The sequence below is a fragment of the Pseudomonas beijingensis genome (assembly GCF_030687295.1).
In the GTDB taxonomy this organism is placed as follows: domain Bacteria; phylum Pseudomonadota; class Gammaproteobacteria; order Pseudomonadales; family Pseudomonadaceae; genus Aquipseudomonas; species Aquipseudomonas beijingensis.
Map to the genome: position 1 here is coordinate 4,549,232 of NZ_CP117425.1, position 26,129 is coordinate 4,575,360.

Genomic DNA, 26,129 nt, shown 5'->3' on the forward strand with positions numbered 1-26,129 from the left:
GCTCATTCCTCTTTGAAGGCTGCCAGCAAGCGTTCACGCAAAGGTTTCATCAGGTAATTCATCAAGGTGCGTTCGCCCGTCACCACCGTGACATCGGCGAGCATGCCGGGGCGTACCAGCAGGCCGGCGCTCTGCAACGCGGCCACGGTGTCGGCAGGAATCTCGACCTTGGCGGAGAAGTACGGTTGGTGCGTCTGTTCATTGATCAACTGGTCCGCCGACACCGTCGTCACGGTGCCGGTGACCGTCGGCGTATCCACCCGTTGCAGCGCGGTGAAATGCACGTGCACCGGCAGACCCGGGCGCAGTTTGTTGGCCATCAGCGGCTCGAAGCGGGCGGTGATCGCCATCGGCGCATCCAGCGGCACCACCTGCATCAGGGTCTGCCCGGCCTGCGCGACACCGCCGACCGTATGAATGCTCACGTCCATGACCTGCCCGGCCACTGGCGCACGGATCGCACCGTTGTCGACTTCAAACTGCAAGGCCCGAATCTGATCGGCATAACCGGCCGCCTCGGCCGAAACTTCACTGAGCTGGGTTTCGGCATCGCGGCGGAATTCCTGCTGCGCCTGCAAGGCCTTGAGCCGGCTTTCGTTGATCGCCTGCCGGGTCCTGCCGACATCGCCCACCCCAGAGGCGATCTGCCCCGCCAATTGGGCCGCGTTGCGCTCGGCCTCGAACAGTTTGTTGCGAGGGACGTAGCCTTCCCGGGCCAAATCACGCAGGCCTTCAAGCTCCTGTTGCTGGAAACGCATCTGCGCGTCGTAGTTGCGCTTGACGCCTTCGTAGCCAAGTAGCTGTTGCTGCAACGCCGCGACTTCGTGCTCGATGATCTGCAAGCGACTGCCCAACTCCGCGCGTCGGGTGATGAACAACTGGCTCTGCAAGGCCATGGCTGCCTTGACTCGCGGCTCGTCGGCGTGGGCCAGCAGTTCGGCGGGCCATTGGATCTCGGCACTGCCCAGGCGCTCGGCAATCAAGCGCGCCTCGATGCTGCGATCGTTGAGCAGCTTGCCCAGGGTCACGTCCAGTTGCGACTGCGCCTGCACCGTGTTGAGCTGCACGAGCAATTGCCCCTGGGTGACGCGGTCGCCATCGCTGACCAGCAGCTTTTCCACCACCCCGCCGACCAACGACTGCACCGCCTTGCGCTCCCCCGCCACCACCACGGTGCCGCTGCCCACCACCCCCTGGTCGAGTGGTGCCAGGCAGGCCCAGAGCAGGAAGCCGCCCAGCGTCAGGACCAGAAACCCCACGCCATAACGCGCCGCGTTCCCGGCGTCGGTCCTGGCACTGGGCAAGGCCGTGGTGCTGCGTACGCTCAGCCCCTGCTCGCTGTAAGTGTGTGCCTCAGGGATCAGATCACGCATCTTTGCCAGCCTCCCTGACCGCAGCCGGTCGCGGCCCCGGCATCAATGCCTTGAGCACTCGGTCCCGAGGGCCGAACGCTTGTTGAGTACCGTCCTTGAGCACCAGGATGTGGTCGACCACCGCCAGCACACTGGGCCGGTGAGTGATCAACACCACAGTGCTGCCGGCCGCCTTGAGTGCATTGATCGCCTGGACCAATGCCAGCTCACCGGCGTCATCGAGATTGGAGTTAGGCTCATCGAGCACGATCAGCGACGGTCGCCCATAGAGCGCGCGAGCCAGGCCCAGGCGTTGTTTCTGTCCACCGGACAAGCCAAGCCCGCCAGGGCCCAGCGGCGTGTCGTAGCCCTTGGGAAACCGCAGGATCATTTCGTGGATACCGGCTTGGCGTCCGGCGGCGATGATTTGGTCGGCGTCCTGCTCACCGAAACGAGCGATGTTGTCGGCGACCGTGCCGTCGAACAACTCGATGTCCTGGGGCAGATAGCCGAGGTGCGGGCCCAGGGCGTCGTGGGACCACTGGCTGATCTCGGCGTCGTCCAGGCGCACCGACCCGCCCATGGCCGGCCAGACCCCGACCAGGGCCCGGGCCAACGTCGATTTGCCACTGGCGCTGGGCCCGACCACGGCCAGCACGTCGCCCTTGGCGAGGCTGAAATTGATCCCGCGCAGGATCGGCTGCGAAGCACCCGGTGGGCCGATATACAACTGTTCCAGGCGCACCGCGCCGGTGGGCGGCGGCAACGGCATGCGCAGGCGTTCGCGCGGGTGCTGGGCCAGCAATTGGCTCAGGCGCTGGTAGCTCTGGCGCCCGGCGTTGAACTGCTTCCACGAACCGATGGCGATTTCCACGGGCGCCAGGGCTCGCCCCAGCAACAGCGACATCGCAATCATCATGCCCGCCGACAGTTGGCCTTCGAGCACCAGCAAGGCGCCCAGCCCCAAGGCCAGGGACTGCCCGGAGATCCGCACGAAACGCGTCGCCGAGGTGATGCGCGCGCCGCGGTCGCTGGCATGGGCCTGGGCGGCAATGATGCGTTGCTGCAACAGGCTCCAGCGCTGGCGCAACGGCCCGAGCATGCCCAGGGCCTGGATGACTTCAGCGTTGTGCAGCGTGCTGTTGACGTAGATCGACGACTGCACCCCCAGGCGATTGGCTTCGCCCAGGCGCGTGCGCGTCGCCAGTTCGCCCCACAGCGCCAAGCCGATCAGCACCAGGGCGAGCACCACCGTTAGCACGCCGAACCAGGGATGAAAGATGAACGCCACCAGCAGGAAGATCGGCAGCCAGGGGGCGTCGAGCAACGCGATCAAACCCTGCCCGGTGATCAACTGCCGCAACGTCGCCAGGTCGGTGAGCACCTGCGCCGGGTTGGCGTTGTGTTCGCGCAGGCTGCGGGCGAAGGCGGCGTCGAAAATCCGTTCGCCCAAGGCGTCGTCCAGCCCCGCGCTCATGCGAATCATCACCTCGCCGCGCACCCATTCGATCAGGGCACTGAACATGAACAGTCCCAGGGCCATCAAGGTGAGCATGAACAAGGTGGTTTCGTTGCGACTGGTCAGGACCCGATCGTAGACCTGCATCATGTACAGCGACGGCACCAGCACCAAAAGATTGATCACGCCACTGAACAGCGCCAGGGCCCAGAACACCCGGCGGTAGCTCAATAAGGCAGCATCGATGTCATGACGCGGATCGAGTAGAAACCCCATGGGAAATAGCCTGCAAGAGAAATTGTCGGTCTAGGACGCAATCCGTCGCGAGGCTCTTTTTCCCGAGGAGGCTCGAGAAAAAACTATTCAGCCGATGTGCCGATACCAGGGACGATCCTCATCCCTACAGGCGCCCATTACTGACAACGCGGCCACGGGTTAGTGCCGCTTCGCAAGGCTGGGTTTGCAAGTGGGTGACAGGCGGAAGGGCCGCGCTTCAAGAAGGCGGTTTTTGCCTCTTGAATGGGCTTGAAAGGCAGTTTTGTTGACGCCAGTAACGTGGCGTCAACAGGAAAAAATGAGGAGCTAGCCGAGGGAAGCGACACGCTCGGGTTGAGGCGGATGCCGCGACGTCGCCAGGCCGATAAAGGAAATGATCAGCGCCAGGCCCAAGGTGGTGCTGACCTCGCTGCGGTGCTCGGGCGTGATCATCATGACCGCCAACGCCGCCGAGATGAACACGATGACCAACCAGGTCAGCCAGGGGAACAACCACATGCGAAAAGGCAGCTCGATATTCTGCCGTTGCAACATCCGGCGCATGCGCAGTTGCGAGATGGCGATCACCAGGTACACCAGCAAGGCGATGGCGCCGGAGCTGGCGAGCAGGAACTGGAACAGGCCGGCGGGCATGAAGTAGCTGAACAAGGTGACGCCCGCGCCCAATACGGTACTGGCAATCACCGCCGACCGCGGGACACCGGCCGAGGACGTCACTTTCAAGGCCTTTGGCGCATCGCCACGACGCCCCAGGGAATACAACATCCGCGAGGCGATGTAGATGGAGGAGTTCATGCAACTGGCCACGGCGATCAGCACCACCACATCCACCAGGAATTTGGCGTGCGGAATGTTCATCAACTCCAGCGCCCGCTGGTAGGAACCGACTGAAGCCAGGAGCGGATCGTTCCAGGGCACCACGGAAATGACCACGAAGATCGACAGCAGGTAGAACACACCGATACGCCAGATCACCGAACGCGTGGCCTTGGCAATGTTCTGCGCGGGGTTATCGGATTCGGCGGCGGCGATGGTCACCGCCTCCGTGCCGATGAAGCTGAACATGATGGTGATGAACGCGCCCACCACCGCCGACAGGCCGTTGGGGGCGAACCCGCCGTGCTCCTCCATCAACCGACTCAGGCCACTGGCTTCGCGCTCGGGAATCCAGCCCATCAGCACCGCGAACCCCAGGGAGATGAAGCCGATGATCGCCACGACCTTGGCCATGGCGAACCAGAACTCGAACTCACCGTACTTCGACACGCTGAACAGATTCGTCACCGCCAGCAGAACGATCGACACCGAGGCGAATACCCAGGCATCGACGGCGGGAAACCATTGGTTGAGAACATGACCGGCGGCCAGCGCTTCGATGGGAATCACCAGCACCCAGAACCACCAGTAGAGCCAACCGATGGTGAAGCCGGCCCAGCGTCCGATAGCCTGGTCGGCATAGGTCGAGAAGGAGCCGGTGTCCGGATTGGCGACCGCCATCTCGCCCAGCATGCGCATGACCAGGACCACCAACAATCCGGAAAACAGATAAGCCAGCATGACCGCCGGGCCGGCGGCGGCAATGGCATGGCCCGATCCCACGAACAGACCCGCACCGATGATGCCGGCAATGGACAACATGGTGACGTGACGAGGCTTGGAGCCCTGTGCCAGATGGCCGTTCGAGTCCTTGAAGCTGGGGCTGGTCATTTTCTTATTCTCTTGTGATCGAACATTGAGACGCGCGCAGGGACAGTCGGTGTTGCTGGTTTGCCGCCCTCCTGGAAGCGGCACCGCTTGGTTGTATTGATCCACCCAGGGCGGACGTGCGCGCTTGCGGTGAAAAGTCGCGCCACGTTACCTGCCTTCCCTCCCGAGTTAGTTACCTGAACGCGCCATCTCTGTGCCTGATTTCGCCATGTGGGGCATGGCGTTTTGCCTCCTGCCAGGCGTCTGGACCGCGGCATTCAGCCGAGTCTATGGGGGCAGTAATGAAATAAACCCTTTAAAAACTTTACTGGGTTAAGTATTTTGCATGCCTACACCCGGCCTGTACTTAACCAGCAATCCTGTGGGAGCGAGCTTGCTCGCGATGGCCGTGTTTCAGTCAACTTCAATGCAACTGATCCACCGCTATCGCGAGCAAGCTCGCTCCCACAGGGTTGCTGCGCCAAGGCACTTAACCTCTTCTTCCAACAAGGACCTCCCGTGAGCGGACTGCGTGAACGTCAAAAAGCCGAACGCCGGCAAGCCATCAGCAAGGCGGCGGTCGAACTGTTCGAGCGTCAGGGTTTCCAGAACACCACCATCGAACAGATCGCCAGCCAGGCCGGCGTATCGGCGCCCACGGTGTTCAAGTACTTCGGCAACAAACAGGAGATCATCCTGGAAATCCTCCACGACGCCGACCAGCGCGCGCTCACGGATACCCGCAGCCAGATGCCTGAAATCGAAGACCCGGTCGAGGCGTTGTGTTATCTGGAGCGGCTGTTGACCGGCTACGCACTGGAGGTCATGCACCCGAGCCTGTGGCGCGAGTTGCTGCCGCTGATCCTGTTTGGTGGCGACAACGGGCTGCCGGAGGGGTATCGCGCCATGAACGATGCGCTCAGGGCGGAAATCAGTGGGCTGATCAGGGAATTGCAACAGGCCGGCAAACTGCGCGCCGACTTGGACGTCGACCTTGCCGCGTTCCTGCTGAACGACTATTCGCACTTGCAGCTGTTCAGGCTGGTCAACCAGGAACAACCGGACATTGAGGCACACTCCACCCAGGTCCGGCGGATCACCGAATTGCTCTTCCTGGGCATGCGCGCCTGAGGGCGTCACCCACCGATACGGACCCGGCGCCGCAACGCCGGGTCACGCTGATCAGCGATGAGTCTTGATGCCAGTCCAGGTGCGGGTGCGGATCCGCTCCACGGCGGCTGGCACCGGCTCCAAGGCAAACAGAGTCTTGCGCGCCTCGTCCGGCACATACATGGCGGGATTATTGCGAATGTCGGCATTGACCAACGCCGTGGCCTCCTTGTTCGGGTTGGGGTAACCGATCTTGTTGCTGATTCGCGCAATGACATCCGGACGCAAGATGTAGTTGATGAACGCGTAGGCCTCCTTGGCATGAGGGGCGTTGGTGGGCACCATCATGACATCCGACCACATCGGCGCGCCTTCCTTGGGCAACGCCATTTCCACCTTGACCCCCTTCCCTGCGTCTTCGGCCAGTCGCTTGGCCAGGGCCACCCCACCGGACCAACCCACTCCTACGCAGATCTCGCCGTTGGCCAGGTCCATGCCATAGCGCGACGAATTGAAGTAGGTGATATAGGGGCGAACCTTGAGCATGGCCGCCTGTGCTTTTGCATAGTCCTCACGTTTCTGGCTATTGGGGTCCAGCCCTTCGTAGTGCAAGGCAATGGGCACGATCTCGTTGGCGGCGTCCAGCAGGCCGACGCCACAACTGGCCAGCTTGGCCATGTTCTCTTCCTTGAAGAGGATGTCCCAAGTGTTCATTTGCACATCGGCCCCCAGCACCTGGCGTACCTTGTCGACGTTGTAGCCGATCAGGGTCGTGCCCCACAGGTACGGCGCTGCATAGCGGTTGCCCGGATCACCCACCGCCTCCAGCGACTTCATGAACTCGGGGTCCAGATGCTGCCAGTTCGGCAACTGGCTGCGGTCCAGGGGCTGGACGGCGCCGGCGGCAATCAGGTGACTGACGTTGGAACTGCTCGGGTAGACCACGTCATACCCGGAGTTGCCGGTCAGCAGCTTGGACTCCAATGTCTCGACACTGTCGAAGACGTCATAGATGGGGCGGATGCCGGTTTCCTCCTCGAAACTCTTGAGGATTTCCGGTGGCAGGTACTCGATCCAGTTGTAGATTCGCACCGTCCGCTCTTCGGCCAGGCTCGCGCCACTGACCAGCATCGAAACGACAGCGCCCAGCAAGGTGTTGCGCAAAAACATGTTCATGATCAAACACTCCAGCGCGGCCGCGAAGGCTCGCGGCACTTAATAGCGATAGGTGAAGTAGAGTTCCAGCGCGCTGAATTTCCGGTCGTCGCCGAAGACCTGTTTGGCCGCTGCCATGGGCTTGACCCAGTTATACGACAGCGAGGTGGACAACGACTTCGACGGCGCCCAATCCAGGAAGACTACACTCTCGTCGGCAAACCGTTTGTCGCTGACGGCGGTGCCCATGTAGTTTTTTTCGTCGAGCCAGAACTGGTAGTGGATCGCACCGAGGGTGAGGGTTTCGTTGAGGTGGGTCTTGAGTGAGAACTGCTGGACGTTTTCGTTGCTGTTGAACATCAGGTAGTTGCCGACGACATCGCCGATCAGCCAGGTGCTCCAGTCGACGAAGCCCTTGCTCAACGGATCCCAGGCTTTCTGACGGTTGTCGGTGAGGTTGTCGTCGCCGGAAAAACTCGCGTAGCGGTAGCCGATCACCGGGGTCAACGGCAGCGTGCTGAAGGTGTAATCCGCCTGGCCGTACCAGGCCTTGGCGTCGTAGTCCACGCCTTCGCCGCTGCCTCGCTCCAAGGCATATTCGGCATTGAGGGTCAGGTCCGGGATGCCCGGGAATTTGGCGCCCAACGCCCTGACGTTGTACACCAGCATGCCATCGCGGCGACGCGGCAACGTGCTGCCCTTGGGCCCCATGGCCTTGACCTTCAACGCGGTGGCACCCAGCGTCACCTGGTCGTCGAGGTTGTAGTCCAGGTTCACGCCGCTCATGCGAAAGTCACCCAGGTCGCTGTCGGTCCCCAGGCTGAAGCCCTGGACCTTCCACGCGCCATGGTCCCAGGCGACCACCGCCGAATCCTTGAAGGCGGTGCGTGGGGCGAGCCAATAGGCGCCGTCGTTCAACTGGTCGAGGTTGCCATCCATCACGATGAAACCGTTGCCGATCATGTAATTCTGGCGACCACCCGTGACCGTCCACTCGCCGGCCCGGAAACCGCCATAGAACTCTTCGGTCGACACCTTGCCGTCGGAACTGCGGGTGAAGCCACCGGCATCGCCATCACCGAAGGTGGTCGCTCCCACCAGGGAGCCGCCGGCCAGCAGGCTGAAATCCGGCTGTACGGCGTATTCCAACTTGATGCCCGGCTTAACGTAGAACTCCTGCCAGTCGATTTTCGTGCCGCCATTCTTGCCGCTGCGCATGTCCACCACGCCGCCGCCAAAGTTGACGTTGCGGGTGGACACGGCTGCGCCACCGGCCGTTAAGTTGACCTCGCCCTTGAGGTTGCCCTCCTCGAAGGTGTAGCCCGCCCAGGCAACCTGGGCGGTCAAGGGTAAACCGAGCACGAGGAACGTTCGGGACAAACGCGTCATGGAAACCATATGAAGCTCCTGTTGATTATTGTTGTTACAGGGCAGTGAATGGCGGCGCAAACCCGCGCCAACACCTGGCCGGGCCAGGTGAACGGAACGAAATTGTTGTGTTTATCGGATGAACTCAGGGCGTCAGTTGCGCCGCGATGGCACGCAGCATGCGCACGCTGTCACCGTCGAACGGGCTCACGGCTTCGCCCAGGGACGACTGCTTGACGATCACCACGCCGGACGGTTTGTCGATGAACAGGTATTGGCCGTGGATGCCACCGGCCATGAGCGCCTGGCTGTGGTCGTTGAAGACATACCACTGGCTGCGGTAGGACGCGCCGGGGGTCCAACTCGAGAAGTCGGCGCAGGCGGCATAGATCGCGGGATCGGCCCCGGCGGCGATACCGGCAAGCGCCTCGGCCGAGAGCAGTTGTCGCCCGCCCTGGCGGCCATCGTTGGCCAGCAAGCAGCCTAACCGCGCCATGTCCCGCAAGGTCGCGCTGAACCCGGCACCGGCCACGCTACGGCCCCAGGGATCGGCCAGGAAGTAGCCGTCACGCTCACAGCCCAACTGGCTCCAGATCTCCTGCAGCAATTGGTGACACGCCTTGCCAGACGCCCGCTCCATGACCCAAGCCAACGCCTCGGTGGTGGCCGTCACGTAATGGAAAAAGCCACCGTGACTGCCGCGCTTTCTCAATGACGGCAAGTATTGGTACAGGGATTCGAACGTCGTGTACTGCGCCGGCGCTGGCTGGAAACCGCAGGCGTAGCCGTATTGGGAACTCTCTGAATCAGGGTCCTCATAGACCTCGCTGTAATCGACGGCCACGGCCATGTCGAACAGCTGGCGCACGGTCGCATCGCCGAAGGCGCTGCCCGTCAGTTCCGGTACGTAATGAGCGGCCGTCAACGTCGGGTCCAGCAAGCCTTCGCAGACCAGTTGCTCGCCCAGGGTGCCGATCAGCGACTTGGTCACCGAAAACATGATGTGCCGGTCCTCGGGGCGCTGGCCGTTGAAGTAGCGCTCGAACAGGACGGTGTCGCCCTTGAGGACCAGGAACGCATCGGTCTGGCTGGCGATCAGGTGATCGATCACGCTGATGCTCAAGCCACACTCGCTGTCGAAGTGCAGCGCATCCAGCGGCTGGAGCGCCTGTTTGAATGCACTGACCGGCCCGGTGCCGGCCTGCACGTCGATGGAGGGGCGCAAGCGCGCCAGATTGCGGAAGCCCCATTGGTTGAAGGGTGGGCTCATCCAGTTATGCCAGGTGACACGGTGGTGGGGGTCGGCGGGAAAGCCTTGCATGAGCGAAGGCGCCAGGCGCGCGTCAGAGGGCGATTCGTGAGTCTCGACGTAAAGACTGGCCAGTGAAGGCACGGTGTTCTGATTCATTGGGTTGCCCCTGCGAAATGACTCTGCGTGAAAGCAGATGCAGGGGAATAATTACCCGATGTAATTTTTTAGTCAATAAAACTTTTTATCTACATTACTTATCAGCCTTCAATTCGTGAACCCTCATCGACTCTGCCCCGTGCCCAATGCTTCGGCCATCCGGACCAGGTCCGCAAACGACTTGGCACACATTTTTTTCATGGCGTGGGCGCGATGGATCTTCACGGTGATTTCGCTCAGGTTCATCTGCCCGGCAATTTGCTTGTTCATCAGCCCCGTGACCGCAAAACCCATGACCTCTTTTTTCACGCACGGTGAGTGTCTGGTAGCGGGCATGCAAATCGGAAAACTGTTGCTCGACTTGCCGCCGCCGGACATCCGCCTGAAGCGCGGCGGACACTGCATCCAACAGATTCTGTTCACGGAAAGGTTTCGCCAGGAAATCCACGGCACCGGCCTTCATCGCCTTGACTGACATCTCGATGTCGCCGTGGCCGGTGATGAAAATAATCGGGATATTCGAATCCGACTCCGCCAACTGCGCCTGGAAGTCAAGGCCACTGGCGCCTTGCAGTCGCACATCGAGGACCAGACAACTGGGGCACTCGGTCTTTGGTTGCCGAAGAAACTCCGCCGTGGAAGCAAATGTCTCGACGCGAATCCCGACAGAGCGCAGCAGGTTACTCAACGCATCGCGCATGGAGGCATCGTCATCCACCACGAACACAATGGAACCTTTGAAACCCGGCTCATTGGATGAAGAATTACCGTTCATTCACGCCCCTTCCGACGAGTGAAACGAAAAAAAGTGTAGCACAGCGACCTTGCGTGACTTGCCCCGTGCCCTGGGGAGAAACTAGGCAATCAGATGCGGTTCCAACATCGAAATAAAAGCGAAAAGATAACGGGGACGCTGGAAGTAGGCATCGACTTGGGCGCTGTAGTGTTTTCCGCTGATGCACCAGTTGCAAAAGTGCTCGCAGTTGTTGGACAGGATCCGGTATTGGTTTTCCCCGAGCCGTGAACGCGCCCGCTTGACGACTTCATCGTTGGAATATTCATACGGCTCTTGCGCTATCCAGACCGGTTTGCCATGGGCGAAATGTTCAAGCTCGATCACTTCGATGGGGCCGGATCTCAGCGAACCGCTGAACCCGGAGTAGTGAGCGACTTTCGCGCCGCCCAGGTAGATCCCGTGATGCAGGTAGAATCCGCGTGGACTGATCAGGTGCGCGCCGATCGGCAACGTGTCCCCCGCCTGTTCGACATGCACCCACTTCAAGGCCATGTCAGACAGGCCGCGGTTGCAGGCCGCTGCGCACATCTGCCCGTCAAGCATCGGCGTCCCCAGGCGATAGAAAGCGCTCGACGTCACGAGCGTCATGAAAATCAGCGCGATCGAACGAAGCGCAGAAAGTCCATCCATTGCCCGGTGAGTTAAATCGATCATGGCGCATACTCCGCAACCCTTGAGGCCAATCTATCGCCGGGGTTGCGCAGTTGCATTTGTACGTGGGAGTGGTGCCGGTGATCTATTGATATGCGGCTTTTAAACCTAAGTATGAATCGGACGCTGTCCAGACCTCAGGCATGCATTTGCCCCTGGACGATGGGCAACGTGAATTGAACGGTAGCGCCACGGGGTTGGTTGGCACTGGCCTTCAAGCGGCCGCCGTGGGACTCGATGATCGAACGACAGATCGATAACCCCAAGCCCAGGCCGGTGGGTTTGGTGGTGTAGAACGAAGTGAACACTTGATCGACATTTTCCGAGGCGAACCCCGGCCCCGAATCGCTCACGCTCACCAGTACCCAACCGGCCTCCGCCAACGTTGCACAGACCCACAACTGCCGTTCGCCCTCGTTGACGCTGCTCATCGCCTCGAGCGCATTCATGATCAGGTTGAGCAACACCTGTTGCAACTCGACCCGATCACCCTCGATGAGCGGCAAGCCGGAGGCCAATTGCGTCTGGATCGAGACGCCACGCTTGATGATCTGGCCACGGGTGAACTCGATCATTTCGCCAATGGCACCGTTGATGTCCACTGGGCCTTTTTGCGGTGGCGCCTTGCGGATATGCCCACGGATCCGGCCCAGCACGTCCGCGGCGCGATTGGCGTCGAAGATGAGACGCCCCAGCACCTGGCGGACTTCCTCGATTTCAGGGGGCTGGGTGTTCAGCCAACGCAGCGCGGCATCGGCATTGAGGATCGTTGCGGCAATCGGTTGGTTGACTTCATGGGCGATCGAAGCCACCAACTGGCCCATGGTCGCGACACGGTTGGCGTGAGCGAGCTCGGTTTGCACCTCGCGATAACGTCGCTCGCTTTCGCGGATTTTTTCTTCGGCCTGCCTGCGTTCGGTCAGGTCCAACACGAACGCGACCCCTTCCCGGCTGTTGGGCTCGAACAGCGCCAAGCCGACGATGACCGGCAGGCGGCTGCCGTCCTTGCGAAAATATTCCTTTTCATAGGGCCGGGCGTGCCCGGTGAGCAGCGCCTGGGCCAAGGAGCGTTCGCTCAGTTCCCGGAATTCCGGCACCGTCAGGTCCCGCCAGCCCAGGCGGCCCAAGGCCAAGTCTTCGCGCTCGTAGCCGACCATGCGCAGAAAGGCATCGTTGGCTTCGATAATGTCGCCATCGGCGTTCCAAAACAGAATCCCAATGATGTTGGCGTCTACCAGGCGCCGGATCCTCGCTTCACGCCCGGCGACCTCACGGTACAAACGGGCATTTTCCAACGAAATGGCCGCACGGGATGCCAACAGGTTCAACACGGCGATCCGGGTTGGGTTGAATACATGGGCGACCAAATTGTTTTCCAGGTAGAGCGCGCCGACAAGCTTGGCCTGGTTCAGCAACGGCACGCAGAGAATCGAGCGGGCATGCTGCTGGCGGATGTAGGGGTCTGCGGCAAACGGCGCCGCGATCTGGGCATCGTCAAGAAAAACGCTCTCTCCAGTGCGCAGGACGTGGTAGAGAATCGACTCCGGCAACAGTGCCGCGCTCACCGGGGCATTGTGGATTTGCGTTGCGTGGTTGCCGGTGGTCACCTGCGCCGCGACACGGTGCTCGCCTTCGTTCGACAGAATCAATAACCCGCGCTCGGCGCCGGCCTGTTCAATCGCCGTGCACATGACCATGTCGATCAGCTTATCCAGCACGATTTCACCGGACACCGCCTCGGAGACCTTGAGCACGGTGGCAAGATCCAGGTGCTCGACCGGTGTCGTCATCGTCGTCGTTGGACCGGGCACAGCCGCTTCGGTCCTCAGCGACGGATAGGTGTTCTCCAGCTGTCGCACCTTGCCGTCGGCGCCCCAACGCTGGTAGGCGTAGCGGGCATCCTGGAGGTAGAGACGGGCGATTTTGCCGAAGCCACGGGCGGCATAGAAGCGCGCCGCGAGTTCATTGGCCAACGCCTCGATATGGACGAAACCGCTGTCCTGTGCGGCCTGGATAGCTTGCTCGTACAGCAGCTCGGCGTCGATGACACGCCCTTCGACCCGGGCAATTTCAGCACCGACCAAATGCGGTGCGGCTGGCGAAGTTCTCCGGACATTGCTGCGCCCACGTCTGGAGTTGACGGTGATCGACCGCCATCGCTACCCAGTAAGGTTCGCGCTCATCCACCGGCACACGGTCGCAACAGGCAGCTCGCGCCAGGGCGCCGTAGAAATGGTATTCGGCCTCCTCGAAGAACGACTGGCAAACCCAGAGCAGACCCTGGGCCTTTGCCGCCGCTGCCAGGGCCGCTTCAGGATCGTCAGCCAGGTAGCGGGCCTGCAGTTTGCGGACCCAGTACAAACATTCAGCCAGCACCAGGTCCGGGTTGCTGGACAAATGGGTTTCGATGATCGGCTCACTCAACTGGCCATCGTCCAGGCTGCCGAAGGTCAGGCGTCACGCCGCGAAGCATCCGGATCAGCGCCAACTGCGCGATGATAAAGTCCGTCACCAGCCCGAAGTGCACCGTCCTGGCGTAGGCCAGGCCCCGCTCCGCTTCGCCCTGTACATCGGCCAACGGCTCGCCAGCGAACAGCAGATCGGCGGTGAGGTTATTGCCCGCATACGCTCCGTACGGCAGGTCGCCGATCCGGTTCGCCGCCGCAAACGACCGACGCAACAGGTCCCGGCACTGCCCCACGGGCTTCATCCAACGCACGGCAAAACAGGAAAAGCACAGATAAGTGCTGGCCTCGAATCGCCTCAGGCCGCGTTTTTCAACGAGGTCGCAACCGAGCTGGCCGAAGCGGAACCCTAGCTGGTAGTCCCCGAACCGCCGGCCCGCGACCCGGAACAGATTGGCGTACAGCACGCAGGACGCATCGCAGTTGCCCTGCTCCAGGCTCAGGGTGACCGCCTTGCAGATCAACAGGTCCGCCAGGTTCGCTTCACTCTGCAACGCCGGCGCAAAGAGCTTGCCCAGTGCGTTGAGCGTCGCCAGGGACGTCGCGTCCTTCATCAACGACAGATCGATGAGGTCCTCGATGGCCCGGTCGCCCAGCAGTTCGCCGATGCGGTCGTACTCGTCTCGCACATCGTCGTCGCTCGGATGGGCCGACCACTCGATCCCCACATGACGCAGATAGTCGAGACAGACAGCCACCGCACCATCGCTGCGATCCAGGAGCAGGTAGACGTCCATCAGCAGGCACGCCACGTTGGCCCGTTCGATCACCGTCAAGGCGCGATCGGCAAGGGCCTTCAGGCGTTCGTCTGCGGCACCGAGTTGCCCGGTAAGGAACTCGCATTCGGCCCGGTTCAATTCCAACGCGAAAATCAATTCATGACGACATGTCCAGCAATCCTCATCCAGCAACTGCGCACCAGTGGCCAGGTAGTTGAGTGCCGAAGCATAGGCCGTCGAGGCCTTGGCCCGTTGGCCGGCCATCAGGTTGAATTCAGCCAACTGCTCCCGCTCAACCCGGTCGGTGAGCAATGCCGCGCCGCGATTGAGCTGGCCGACGATTTCAAAAATCGTCTCTTCAAGCGCTTGCGCGCCCGTTTGCGCCGTGAGCAGCCGTCCGATGCGCAGGTGCGTCTCGGCACGCGCGGCCTGGGGAATCAGCGAGTAGGCGGCCTCATGAATACGGTCGTGAACGAATCCATAGGCATCGTCGAGCCACTCGACCAGTTCCTGGCGAACCGCCTCCCACAGCACCGCCCGGACTTGCGCCGCGGGGATGTCCAAAACGGTGGCAAGCGCCTTGAGCCCGGCCACGTTTCCCAGGCAGGCCAGTTGCTGCAGCGCCTGCTGCGTGTCGGCCGGCAAGCGGGCCAGTTTGCCGACCATCAGGTCGACGACATTGTCGGTGTAGCCCTTGGCGTGAATGCGCTGCGGATCCCACCACCACTGCCGGACCTCGTGGTCGAAGGTCAGTAATCGCTCGTCAGCGAGGGCCTGCAGGAACTGGATCACGAAGAACGGATTGCCTGCGGTCTTGTCCAGCACCAGTTGCGCCAGCGGCTCGATGCGATGAAGCGCGTCATGCAGGGCTTCGGCGATCAACTGCTCGATATGCTCCTTGGCGAGGGGCGCCAGAGTGATCTCACTGACCTTGCCCCCCGCATTCCGAATGGCCTTGAGCTTGCCCGTCAGCGGGTGCGAGGCATCCACCTCGTTGCTGCGGTAGGCGCCCACCAGCATCAGGTGCCGCACATCGGCGCTGATCAGCAGATCCTCCAGCAGGTCCAGCGTTGCCGCGTCCAGCCACTGCAGGTCATCGAGAAACAGGGCGAGCGGATGGTCCGCGCGGGCGAACACCCCGATGAAACGCCTGAACACCAACAGGAATCGGCGTTGTTCCTGTTGAGGGTCAAGGGCCAGGACCGCCGGCGGCTCGCCGATGATGAGTTTGAGTTCGGGGATGAGATCGGTCATGAGCCGCGCGTTGACGTCCAGCGCCTCCAACAACGTATCGCGCCAACTCGCCAGCTCCGTGTCGCTCTTGCCCAGCAATGTGCGCACCAGGCTCTGGAAGGCCTGCACCAGGGTCGAATAAGGAATGTCGCGCCGGTATTGATCGAACTTGCCACTGGCGAAGAGTCCCCGCGGCGGCACCAGGACCTTGTGCAATTCATTGACAACCGAGGACTTGCCGATACCGGAGTAGCCGGTCACCAGCACCAGTTCCGGCGCGCTGGTTTCGACCACCCGACCGAACGCCGTGACCAGCGTCTGGACTTCACGCTCACGGCCGTAGAGCTTCTCGGGGATCAACAGCCGATCGGATGCGCCCTGTTCACCCAGCGCAAAGGCCTCGATGTGCCGCGATTGCGTCCACTCCGCCAGGCAACGGCGCAGATCATGTTCGACGCTCGCGGCCGTCTGGTAGCGCTCCTCGGCGGTCTTGGCGAGCAGCTTCATGACAATCCGGGACAGCATCTCGGGGATGGTTTCGACCTGCACGCTGGGCGCCAAGGGCTTTTTTGCGATATGGCAGTGAACCCACTCTATCGGGTCGGACGCGGTGAACGGCAGCGAGCCGGTCAACATCTGGTACAGCGTGATACCGAGGGAATAGAGGTCACTGCGCGAATCGATCGAGCGATTCATCCTGCCGGTCTGCTCGGGGGCCATATAGGCGAGCGTGCCAGCCAGGGTTTCGGGGGCCTGTCGTTCCCGCAGCAGTCGCGAGGCCAAGCCGAACCCGGTAAGTCGGGCCTGGCCATCGGCGCAGTTCACCAGGATGTGACTGGGCTTGATATCTTTATGGACGATGCCACGCTGGTGGAGCTTGCCCAGCGCTACGGCAATGCTCACCGCAAGACGCAGGAACGTCGCCGTTTCCATCGGTGCGATCAGCAGTTGCACGAGCGGCACGCCACCGGGATCCTCGAGCACCAGTTGCACCTGGGGCCCTTCGCGCACCATGTCGAGCGGTTGCACCGACCAGGCGCGATCGAGTTCATCCTTCAGGCCGAACTCATGGGTGAGCCGCTCAAGGCAGCCGGGGCGAGGTTGTTCGGTGGCGGGCCGGGCCACCAGGACCGTGTTGTCGCCGTCTGTACCCGAGCGCAATTCTCGACAGAAGATACGCTCACCATCGTCCCATAATATTTGCATGCTGTTATTCCATCGGCACAGGAACACTATTGTCTGTTCTGCCGCACTTTGCCGTCGGCTGTCGTCCAGTGTCATGTCGCACTTGCCGATGTCGTCGCCTGGAGGCGACTTCCGTGGCTGCGCTGGATGCCTGAAGGTGAAGCGTGTGCCGGGATCCAGGACGGGGCGTGTTGCGCCCTCTAGATTAGCGCTTCACGAAAGCCCTTCACAATTTTTTCGTGGCCGGGCGACATACCCGGCACCCGGCGCCAACCCTTTGGTTTTAGCGCGTTATACGTAGGTATACTTCTGCGCCTTATGGGACCGCGTATCGTGTAGTCACGACAGGCGCTGTTACGAGCGACCCCTATGACGCAAGCCACGCAGATGCGCAACACGACAACTATCGCCGTTGTTGACGATGACGAATCCGTTCGGACAGCCCTGGATAGCCTGTTGCGTTCCAGTGGTTACAAGGTTCGAACCTATTGCAGTGCCATCGAGTTCCTTGACGCCAATGCCCCGGCAGGCACGCACTGCCTGATTTCCGACATCCAGATGCCGGGCATGAGTGGTGTTGAGCTGCATGAACGGCTCGGTGCCATGGGGTTGCGGATCCCCACCATTTTCATTACCGCTTACCCGGACCTTGGTGCACACATACCGAGGTTGGTCGCCTGCCTGCCTAAACCCTGTGATGCCGACAAGCTGCTGGACTGCATCGAGGTGGCGCTGCGTCCGACACACTGAAAGCACGAAAGTAACCAAAGCGCTTCTGCCTCGCTTAGGCTCGGCATGCCCGAACGAAGGCATTGCTCCGGGGGCCACAAGGCGGCCTGAGAGCCGACCTGGTTCTTGGTGAGACCGCGTTTCTCCTGTGGGAGCGAGCCTGCTCGTGAAGGCGGTGGTTCAGTCACATGGATGTTGGGCTTGCTCGCGATGGCGGTGGCTCAGTCACATCGATATCGGGCTTGCTGACCTCATCGCGAGCAAGCTCGCCCCCACAGGTTTTGTGGTGCTCATGAGTTTTGTGTCTACTGGAGATCCAGTGTGGGAGCGAGCTTGCTCGCGATGGCGGTGGCTCAGTTACATGGATGTTGGGCTTGCTGGCCTCATCGCGAGCAGGTTCGCTCCCAAAGGCTAAATGCGTTCGCAAAAACCAGGCCGGCTGTCAGGCCGCCTCGCGCAGGACATTGATCTCGGTGCTCCATTAACCACGATGGCTGAACACCCTGCCCCCCGGTCCAACACATACCTTCGTATACATCCCCACCACTGAGGTATGGCTTGGCTGAACCGATGTAGAAGTGCCCTCGCCGCAATCGCTCAATACCATGACCCCACAGCGGACGACTCGCTATCCAGGATCGATTGAGCCCAGGCGCACGCTCGCGCAGCTGCGCTGCAACCTTGCGGGGAACTGCCCATGTCGGTTTTTTTCGAGTTACTTCAACGCTGCTTGAAACCCATGATCGTGCTCACCCCACTCCTCCTCACCGGCTGTGCGGTGGGCCCCGACTTCATGAAGCCCGAGAGCGAACTTGACGCCGCACAACTGACGCCCCGACCCGAGCACGGGAGCGACACTGCCCTGCTCCCTGCCGCCGTCCCCAGCCAATGGTGGCAACTGTTCAACGACCCGCTGCTCACCCAACTGCAATCACGGGCACAAGCCCGCAACCTTGATTTGCAGATGGCCGCCGATCGCATCGATCAAAGCCGGGCGCAACTGGGGATTACCGCTTCGCAACTGCTGCCCAGCGTCGGTGCCAACGCCAGCTACGCCCGGGAGGCGCTCAGCGAACATGGCAAGTTCGCCGCACTGGGCGCTCCCACGGCCCCCAGCAATTTTTGGCAGCTGGGCTTCGATGCCAGTTGGGAAATCGATCTGTGGGGCCGGGCCCGTCGCGCGCGCGAAAGTGCGGCGGCGACCCTGGAGGCGACAGTCTATGATCGCGAAGCCGCTCGGATTGCCCTGTCCGCCGAAGTGGCACGGACCTACCTGCAACTGCGTGGCACCCAGGCGCAACTGGACATCGCCCAACAGAACCGGGCGATCGCCGAGCGTACCCTGGGCCTGGCCGAAAGCCGCGAGCGCAATGGCGTGGCGACACGCTTCGAAACCGCATCCGCTCGCGCACAGCTGGCGACGATCAAGGCCCTGCTTCCCGACCTGGCCCAGCGTCGCAACGCCCAGATGAATGCCCTTGCGCTGTTGATGGGTGAACCACCCCGCGCACTCGATGCACAACTGCGCCAAGCCATGCCCCTGCCCTCGCTGCCCACCCGGGTTCCGGTCGGGATACCGTCGGAACTGGCCCACAGGCGCCCCGTCATCCTGCGCGCCGAAGCGCAGCTCCACGCCGCCACCGCGGCCATCGGCGTGGCCAAGGCGGATTTCTACCCACGCCTCGGCTTGAAAGGGCGAATCGGCGTGGAAGCGTTCGATAGCGGTGATCTGAGTAGTTGGGACTCTCGCTTCTTTTCCGTCGGGCCAACAGTTTATCTGCCGATTTTCCAGGGCGGTCGCTTGATGCAACGCCTGGCCCTGAACGAATCACGGCAAAAAACCGCCGCCCTTGCCTATCGGCAAACCGTATTGCGCGCCTGGCACGAAGTGGACGACGCCCTGGACGCCTGGGCCGCGCAACAGCGTCAACACGACGAGTTGCGGGTTTCGTATGAGCAGAACAAGCAAGCACTACACGCAGCCGAACGCGGCTACCAACAGGGTGCAGCCGACTACCTGAGCGTCCTCACGGCGCAACTGAACCTGCTCGCCAGCCAAACCAACCTCAATAGCAGCGCCACCAACGCCACGTTGACGGTGGTCAATCTCTATAAGTCCCTGGGTGGCGGCTGGGACCCGGAGCTGCATCCATGAACAGCCTCGCTTTGTCGCCCGCGCAGATCGCGCCCCGAGAAGCCCCCTTGACCCAGTCTTCGAAACGCCCGCTGGTTGGCCTGGTCGGCATCTTCCTCGCGGCCATGATGGCTGGGCTGAACACCCGTGTCGGTGCGTTGGCGCTGGCGGACGTGAGAGGCGCGTTGGGCTTTGGCTTGGACGATGCATCCTGGCTCACCACGGCGTATAGCGCCGGGGAGCTGATCGCCATGCCCTTTTCGGCGTGGTTTGCCCTGACGCTCTCGGTCCGGCGCCTCGAGCTGTGGATGCTCGCCACCTGTACCTCGCTGGCGCTGCTCCTGCCGTTCATCCACGACCTCGACCTGCTGCTGAGCCTGCGCTTTATACAAGGCGTCGCCAGCGGCACGACGATCCCGCTGCTGATGATGGCGGCCCTGAAATTCCTGCCGCCGCCCATTCGGTTGTACGGTCTGGCGATGTACGCGATGACCGCGACCTTCGCGCCCAACCTGGCCATCTGGCTGGCGGGACAGTGGACAGATGAACTGCAGGACTGGCGCTGGGTGTACTGGCAGATCATCCCCCTGGCCCTGATCGCTGCCGGCCTGATCGCCTGGGGGCTGCCAAGGGAACCGGTTCAGCGCCCACGCTTTCGCCAGGCCAATTGGGCCGGCATGGCCTGCGGTGTCCCGGCGCTTGGCCTGATGACCGTCGCCCTGGATCAAGGCATACGGCTGGATTGGTTTCACTCGCCGTTGATCACCTCGTCAATGGTCGCTGGCCTAGCCTTGCTGGCGGTCTACTTGTTGACCGAGTGGTTTCATCCCTCGCCGTTCATCAAGTTGCAGATCCTGGGGCGCCGCAACCTGGGACTGGGCTGCATTCTGTTCGTATCGCTGCTGGTGGTGCTGATGTCCAGCTCGCTGCTGCCGGCGATTTACCTGGGGCCGCTGCAAGACTATCGCCCGTTGCAGATGGCCTCGATCGGGCTGATCGTCGCGCTGCCGCAATTAATCCTCGGAGCCTTGGTGGCGCTGCTGCTCTACCAGAAATGGGTCGATGCGCGCTTCGTATTCGCCTTGGGGCTGTGCCTGATCGCCCTGGCCTGCCTTTGCGGCGCGCAGTTGACCAGCGAGTGGAACCGCGACCAGTTCGTCGTGGCGCAAACGCTGCAAGCCCTGGGGCAACCAATGACAGTGGTGTCGATGCTGTTTCTGATCACCAGCGTGGTACAGCCTGCCGAAGGCCCTTATGTGTCCGGCACCATCAACACCCTGCGCGCCTTCGGGTCGTTGTTCGGCGCGGCGCTGGTCGGACAGTTCGTGGTGGTGCGCAGCCGCTTCCATGGGGAAATGTTGCTGGACCAGGCGGCCCTGGCAAGCAATGCCCTGGCCTCTGCGCCGCAGCCCTCACACCTGCTGGGAATCGTCGGCCAGCAGTCGATGGTGTTGTCGATCGCCGATGCCTATCACGCGCTGGCCCTACTGGCACTGCTGTTGATTCCCCTCGTGCTTCGGCTGGCCTACATCCCGGCACCTGTCACGCAGGCCGCCTCATCTTCCTCCTCACAGGGGTAATTCATCATGGCCTTACCGAAAAAAGCCCAAATCGTCAGTGTCGTACTGCTCGCCGTGGCAGTCGCTGGGGTGCTCTACCTCAATCGCCCCGAATCCAATGCCTCGACCCAGTCAACGGACGATGCTTATGTCCACGCCGACTTCACCGCGGTCGCGCCGAAAGTATCCGGTACGGTAGAGACGGTGTTGATCGAAGACAATCAGCGGGTCGAGAAAGGCGACCTGTTGGCGACACTTGACGACCGTGACTTCGTCGCCGCGGTGACCGCAGCCAAAGCCGAGGTCGCCAGTGCCCGGGCCAGCATCGCCAGCCTGCAAGCGCACCTGAGCCGACAGCAGACCGCCATTGCCCAGGCACAAGCGGCGGTGGCTGCGGATGAAGCGGCGCTCAAGCTGGCCAGTGCCAACCAGGCGCGGTATCGCAATCTGGCCAACGACGGCTCGGGCACCGTGCAAGCGCAACAACAGGCCGAGGCGCAATTGAGCATTCAGCTCGCGCGCCGCAACAGGAGCGAGGCGGGTCTACAGGCGGCCCGGCAGCAAGTGGATGTCCTCAAGGCCGATCTGGAAAAAGCCGGGGCCACCCTCACCCACGCCCAGGCCACGCAGGCCATCGAGGAACTGAAGCTGTCCTATACCCGCATCACGGCGCCGATAGCCGGCACGATCGGGCAGAAGTCCGTGCGCATCGGCGCGTTCGTGAATACCGGGGAACCCTTGCTCGCGATTGTGCCGCTCGACGCCGTCTACATCACCGCCAACTTCCGGGAGACGCAACTGGCACGCGTCGCGATGGGCCAGGTCGTGGACATCACGGTCGATGCGTTGCCGGGCGAGTCGCTGGCCGGCACCGTGCAAAGCCTGGGGCCAGCCAGCGGCGTCAGCTACTCGGCCATTGCGCCGCACAACGCTACCGGTAACTTCACCAAGATCGTCCAGCGCTTGCCCGTGCGCATTCGCATCGACCCCGACCAGCCCGCGGCGGCGAAACTGCGCGTGGGGATGTCCGTTACCCCACAGATCCGTACTGACGGATAAATACCTCAGGGCTTTTGTGACGAGCTGGGTTCTGTAGGAGCTGACGAGTGAAACGAGGCTGCGATCTTTCCCCAGACACTTGAATCGCAAGCGAAGATCAAAAGATCGCAGGCTTCGCCAGCTCCTACAGAACCCAACAGTGAATCCCCTCGTTACCGATTCGATGTGCAGGCTCAGTCCTAAGCAAATAACTTAAAGTTATTTATTATCATTTTTTTAGATCATTTAGATTAAGTCTTAAGCCCAATGGCTTCCCGCGGTGCTGCCATCAAGGAGCGTTGGCACTCCCCACCTTCAGTCACGGCAATCTCATTAACGGGCCACCGTCATGCAGCTTCTAACACTACCTCCCTTCCCCAGCCTGGCCACCTCGATTCGTGCCACTGCCCAGGTCTTCGAAGACCCCACTTCCCGCGCCTTGCTGGCTCATCTGCAACAAGTGGCGCCCAGTGAGGCCAGCGTGTTGATCATCGGCCAGACCGGCACCGGCAAGGAGCTGGTGGCGCGCCATGTCCACAACCTCAGCGCCCGTCGCCACAAGCCATTCGTTGCGGTCAACTGCGGAGCGTTTTCCGAGACTCTGGTGGAAGCCGAGCTGTTCGGCCATGAAAAAGGCGCCTTTACCGGCGCGTTGACGGCCAAGGCCGGTTGGTTCGAGGAAGCGGACGGCGGCACCCTGTTTCTCGATGAAATCGGTGATTTGCCGTTGCCGATCCAGGTCAAGTTGCTCCGGGTGTTGCAGGAACGCGAAGTGGTCCGGCTGGGGTCGCGCAAGAGCATCAAGATCGACGTGCGTGTGTTGGCGGCCACCAACGTACAGCTGGAAAAAGCCATCAATGCCGGGCACTTTCGCGAAGACCTCTATTACCGCCTGAACGTGGTCAGCCTGGCGCTCAAGCCGCTGCGCGAACGTCCCGGCGACATCCTGCCGTTGATACACCACTTCATTGCGCAGTACAGCCACAGGCTCGGTCACGGCGAGGTGACGCTGGACGCCCAGGCGCAACGCAAGTTGCTCGATTACTCCTGGCCGGGGAATATCCGCGAGCTGGAAAACGTCATTCATCACACGCTGCTGATTTGCCGCAACAAAGTGATTGGCGCGCAGGACCTGCACCTGTCGAACCTCCGTATCGAACGCCAGGACAACCCCACCGGAGGCGGCCCCTCAAAGCGCAGAAGCACTCTTTTGCACAAAGCCTTTGAGAAACTGCTCGAGCAGGAGCATGGCGATGTGTATGAAAAGGTCGAGGCCGAGTTGCTGCGCACCGCCTACCGATACGCCAATTGCAATCAGGTCCATACCGCCAGCCTGCTGGGCCTGAGTCGCAACGTCACCCGCACATTGCTGATCAGGATTGGCGAGCTGGTGGTCAATCGACGCCGCCCGGCACTGGACACGCGGGATGGCCAGGTGGTCAACCTGTCGACCTGAGTCCCCCGTGGCGAGGTAGCTTGCTCCCGCTGGGGTGCGAAGCGCCCCCAATCAAGCTGATGACATCCACCTGATACAACGTGGTGACTGGCTTTGGGGCTGCTGCGCAGCCCAGCGGGAGCAAGCTCCCTCGCCACAAAAGCGATTCGGCGAGGGCTCTTTTATGGGGAGCGCTGTGCTTCCATCCCAGCCGCTTGCTGGTCCCGCGTCCGCGCACCCAAGTAGAAATCCTGGAGATCACCACGGGCCGCCAGTTGTTCGGCGCTGCCTTCACTGACCACACGACCGCTTTCCAACACATAGCCATAATGGGCGTAGCGCAGGGCGATGTTGATGTTCTGTTCGGCGATCAGGAAACTGACGCCATCGTTCTGATTGAGTTGGCGGATGATCTCGAAGATTTCCTCGACAATCTGCGGCGCCAGGCCCATCGACGGTTCGTCCAGCAACACCAGTTGCGGCCTGGCCATCAGCGCGCGGCCTATCGCGATCATCTGTTGCTCACCGCCCGAGGTGTAGCCGGCCAGGCTTTTGCGCCGCAATTTCAGGCGCGGGAAATGGCCATAGACCAACTCCAGGTCGGCCAGCAACTGGCGCCGCGGCACTTGTCGCGTCAAGGCGCCGGCCAGAAGATTTTCCTCCACGGTCAACTGGGCAAAGCAATGCCGACCTTCCAGCACTTGCACCAGGCCGTTCGCCGCCAAGGTGTGAGGCGCGCTGTGGGTCACCTCGCGCCCCTGGTAGACAATCCGCCCCCGCACCACGTCGCCCCGTTCGGCGCGCACCAGGTTGGAAGCCGCCTTCAGTGTGGTGCTTTTGCCCGCGCCGTTGGCGCCCAGCAGCACCACGACCTGCCCTTTCGCCACCTTCAGCGACACGCTGCGCACGGCCAGGATGGTCTGTTCGTAGAGGACTTCAATGTCGTCGATCTGCAGGATCGGCACGTTCGTCGCCATACTGTTTCGCCTTTTCAGATAGCGACCGGACGCGTGCGCCCGGTCGCCGCGATGCCTCAGGATTCCTTGCTGCAATCACGCGGGGTAATGCCTTTTTCCCGGGCGTATTGGTGCGAAGACGCTTCGATGATCGGCCGCAACAGGGCGCGGTCGGCCTGCACCCAGTCACTGATCAGCTTCCACTGGGTCCCGTCCCATTGCTGGAAGCGCACCGCGCCGCCGCCTTCATGGTCCGAGCACGACAACTGCAACGGCTGCACCAGGCCCAACGCCCCGAGTTCCTTGAGTCGCGCGTCGTCGAGCTTGAGGTTTTCGAAGCCCCAGCGCACCTGCTCGCCGGTCAGGGGTTGCTTGCCGAATTTCTGCTGAGCAATGCGCAGCGCTTCTACGTTGAGGATGCCGTTGACCACGCCGAGGTTGTAATACACGGTGCCGAACCGCTTGGGATCGGCCAGGTCGCCCTTACCGGCGTCGACCACTTGCTGCTTGATGCCCTGCAGCACCGGAAAGTCAGTGCCCGAAGGGTGCGTGGTGATTGCGATGAAACCCTTGGCCGCGGCACCGGCCGGCGCGGCATCATCTTCGGAGTTGCTCCAGATATTGCCGATGATGTGGTCGGCCGGGAAACCGACTTTCTGCGCGGTTTTCAGCGCCACCGGGTTCATCACGCCCCAACCGCGCAGGATCACCCAATCGGGTTTTTCCCGACGGATATTCAGCCATTGCGATTGTTGCTCGTTGCCCGGGTGCGGCACCTCCAGCAAGGTCAGCGCAAAGCCATACTTGTCGGCCAGGGTTTGCAGGACCTCGTTGGTTTCCTTGCCGTAGGGCGAGCCGTGATACAGGGTGACGATCTTCAAGCCCTTGAGCTTGTCCAACCCGCCGGCGCGCTGACCGATGTAGTTGATGATCGCCGAGACCTCGGAATACGGGTTCAACTGCAACGGGAAAACGTAGGGGAATACGCTGCCATCGGTGGAATCCGTACGCCCATGGTTGATGGTGATCAGCGGCAGTTTGTCGGCCGTCGAGCGCTCCAGGGTGGCGTAGGCAATGCCCACCGACAGCGGGTTGGTGGCCGCCGCCGGCGCGCCGTTCAAGCCTTTCTTCAGGCGTTCGTAGCACTCGACACCTTTCTCGACCACGTATTCGGTTTCGCACTCGCTCCAGGTCAGCTTGACGCCGTTCACCCCGCCGTTGGCGTTGACGTACTTGAGGTAGTCGATGAAGCCGCCGAAGAAACCAGTGCCGCCGGCCGCATAAGGGCCGACGCGATAGCTTTGCAGCGGGAAGTATTGTTCGTTGTCCGCCTGAACGGTGAAGGCCGCGGCGGTGAGGCTCAGGGCCAGTGCCAGGCTGCTGGCGAATGATCGTTTGAACATCGGATTTTCCTT

General features: G+C 61.8%; 15 protein-coding genes and 2 pseudogenes. 6 read left to right on the forward strand and 11 right to left on the reverse strand.

Going from position 1 to position 26,129, the window contains the following annotated elements:
* Positions 1-2: 2 nt before the first annotated feature.
* From PSH84_RS20340 to gabP, 3 genes are all read right to left on the reverse strand, one after another.
* Complete coding sequence (locus PSH84_RS20340; RefSeq protein ID WP_305481681.1) at positions 3-1,373, reverse strand: HlyD family type I secretion periplasmic adaptor subunit; 1,371 nt, start codon at positions 1,371-1,373, stop codon at positions 3-5.
* Positions 1,366-3,087: a type I secretion system permease/ATPase gene (locus PSH84_RS20345; RefSeq protein ID WP_305467210.1), complete on the reverse strand. Its 1,722-nt coding sequence runs from the start codon at positions 3,085-3,087 to the stop codon at positions 1,366-1,368. Before PSH84_RS20345 ends, PSH84_RS20340 begins: the two co-directional genes overlap by 8 nt.
* 306 nt (positions 3,088-3,393) lie before the next feature.
* Complete coding sequence (gabP, locus tag PSH84_RS20350) at positions 3,394-4,794, reverse strand: GABA permease (protein WP_305481682.1); 1,401 nt, start codon at positions 4,792-4,794, stop codon at positions 3,394-3,396.
* A gap of 498 nt (positions 4,795-5,292) precedes the next feature.
* On the opposite strand from gabP, the gene PSH84_RS20355 reads away from it, so the two are divergent.
* Complete coding sequence (locus PSH84_RS20355; protein WP_060742654.1) at positions 5,293-5,904, forward strand: TetR/AcrR family transcriptional regulator; 612 nt, start codon at positions 5,293-5,295, stop codon at positions 5,902-5,904.
* Between the two features lie 51 nt (positions 5,905-5,955).
* Here the strand turns inward: PSH84_RS20355 and PSH84_RS20360 are convergent, their stop codons facing one another.
* The 6 genes and pseudogenes from PSH84_RS20360 to PSH84_RS20385 form a co-directional block, all read right to left on the reverse strand.
* Positions 5,956-7,059 (reverse strand): polyamine ABC transporter substrate-binding protein, encoded by a 1,104-nt coding sequence (locus tag PSH84_RS20360; RefSeq protein WP_122565571.1) that lies wholly within the window; start codon positions 7,057-7,059, stop codon positions 5,956-5,958.
* Positions 7,060-7,098: 39 nt separating this feature from the next.
* Complete coding sequence (locus PSH84_RS20365; RefSeq protein ID WP_305481683.1) at positions 7,099-8,436, reverse strand: alginate export family protein; 1,338 nt, start codon at positions 8,434-8,436, stop codon at positions 7,099-7,101.
* Between the two features lie 115 nt (positions 8,437-8,551).
* On the reverse strand, positions 8,552-9,814 hold the full coding sequence (locus PSH84_RS20370; RefSeq protein ID WP_305481684.1) for a serine hydrolase domain-containing protein: 1,263 nt from the start codon (positions 9,812-9,814) through the stop codon (positions 8,552-8,554).
* 123 nt (positions 9,815-9,937) lie between these two features.
* A pseudogene (locus tag PSH84_RS20375) lies at positions 9,938-10,589 on the reverse strand (response regulator transcription factor).
* An 81-nt stretch (positions 10,590-10,670) separates the two neighbouring features.
* A complete protein-coding gene (locus PSH84_RS20380; protein WP_122565576.1) occupies positions 10,671-11,264 on the reverse strand; it encodes a lecithin retinol acyltransferase family protein in 594 nt (197 codons plus the stop codon).
* Between the two features lie 134 nt (positions 11,265-11,398).
* Positions 11,399-16,884, reverse strand: a pseudogene (locus PSH84_RS20385) (trifunctional serine/threonine-protein kinase/ATP-binding protein/sensor histidine kinase).
* A gap of 348 nt (positions 16,885-17,232) precedes the next feature.
* Here PSH84_RS20385 and PSH84_RS20390 point away from each other — a divergent pair.
* The 5 genes from PSH84_RS20390 (at position 17,233) to PSH84_RS20410 (ending at position 23,779) form a co-directional block, all read left to right on the forward strand.
* A complete protein-coding gene (locus PSH84_RS20390) occupies positions 17,233-17,613 on the forward strand; it encodes a response regulator transcription factor (RefSeq protein ID WP_122565578.1) in 381 nt (126 codons plus the stop codon).
* A 676-nt stretch (positions 17,614-18,289) separates the two neighbouring features.
* Positions 18,290-19,747, forward strand: a complete 1,458-nt coding sequence (locus PSH84_RS20395) for an efflux transporter outer membrane subunit (protein ID WP_305481685.1) — start codon at positions 18,290-18,292, stop codon at positions 19,745-19,747.
* Positions 19,744-21,306 (forward strand): MFS transporter, encoded by a 1,563-nt coding sequence (locus PSH84_RS20400; RefSeq protein WP_305481686.1) that lies wholly within the window; start codon positions 19,744-19,746, stop codon positions 21,304-21,306. The genes PSH84_RS20395 and PSH84_RS20400 overlap by 4 nt, the downstream gene beginning before the upstream one ends.
* A gap of 6 nt (positions 21,307-21,312) precedes the next feature.
* Positions 21,313-22,344, forward strand: a complete 1,032-nt coding sequence (locus PSH84_RS20405; protein WP_305481687.1) for an HlyD family secretion protein — start codon at positions 21,313-21,315, stop codon at positions 22,342-22,344.
* Between the two features lie 328 nt (positions 22,345-22,672).
* Positions 22,673-23,779 (forward strand): sigma-54 interaction domain-containing protein, encoded by a 1,107-nt coding sequence (locus tag PSH84_RS20410; RefSeq protein WP_305481688.1) that lies wholly within the window; start codon positions 22,673-22,675, stop codon positions 23,777-23,779.
* Between the two features lie 161 nt (positions 23,780-23,940).
* Here the strand turns inward: PSH84_RS20410 and PSH84_RS20415 are convergent, their stop codons facing one another.
* Together PSH84_RS20415 and PSH84_RS20420 are read right to left on the reverse strand one after the other, a co-directional pair.
* A complete protein-coding gene (locus PSH84_RS20415; RefSeq protein WP_305481689.1) occupies positions 23,941-24,735 on the reverse strand; it encodes an ABC transporter ATP-binding protein in 795 nt (264 codons plus the stop codon).
* A gap of 56 nt (positions 24,736-24,791) precedes the next feature.
* On the reverse strand, positions 24,792-26,117 hold the full coding sequence (locus PSH84_RS20420; protein ID WP_122565584.1) for an ABC transporter substrate-binding protein: 1,326 nt from the start codon (positions 26,115-26,117) through the stop codon (positions 24,792-24,794).
* Positions 26,118-26,129: the final 12 nt, after the last annotated feature.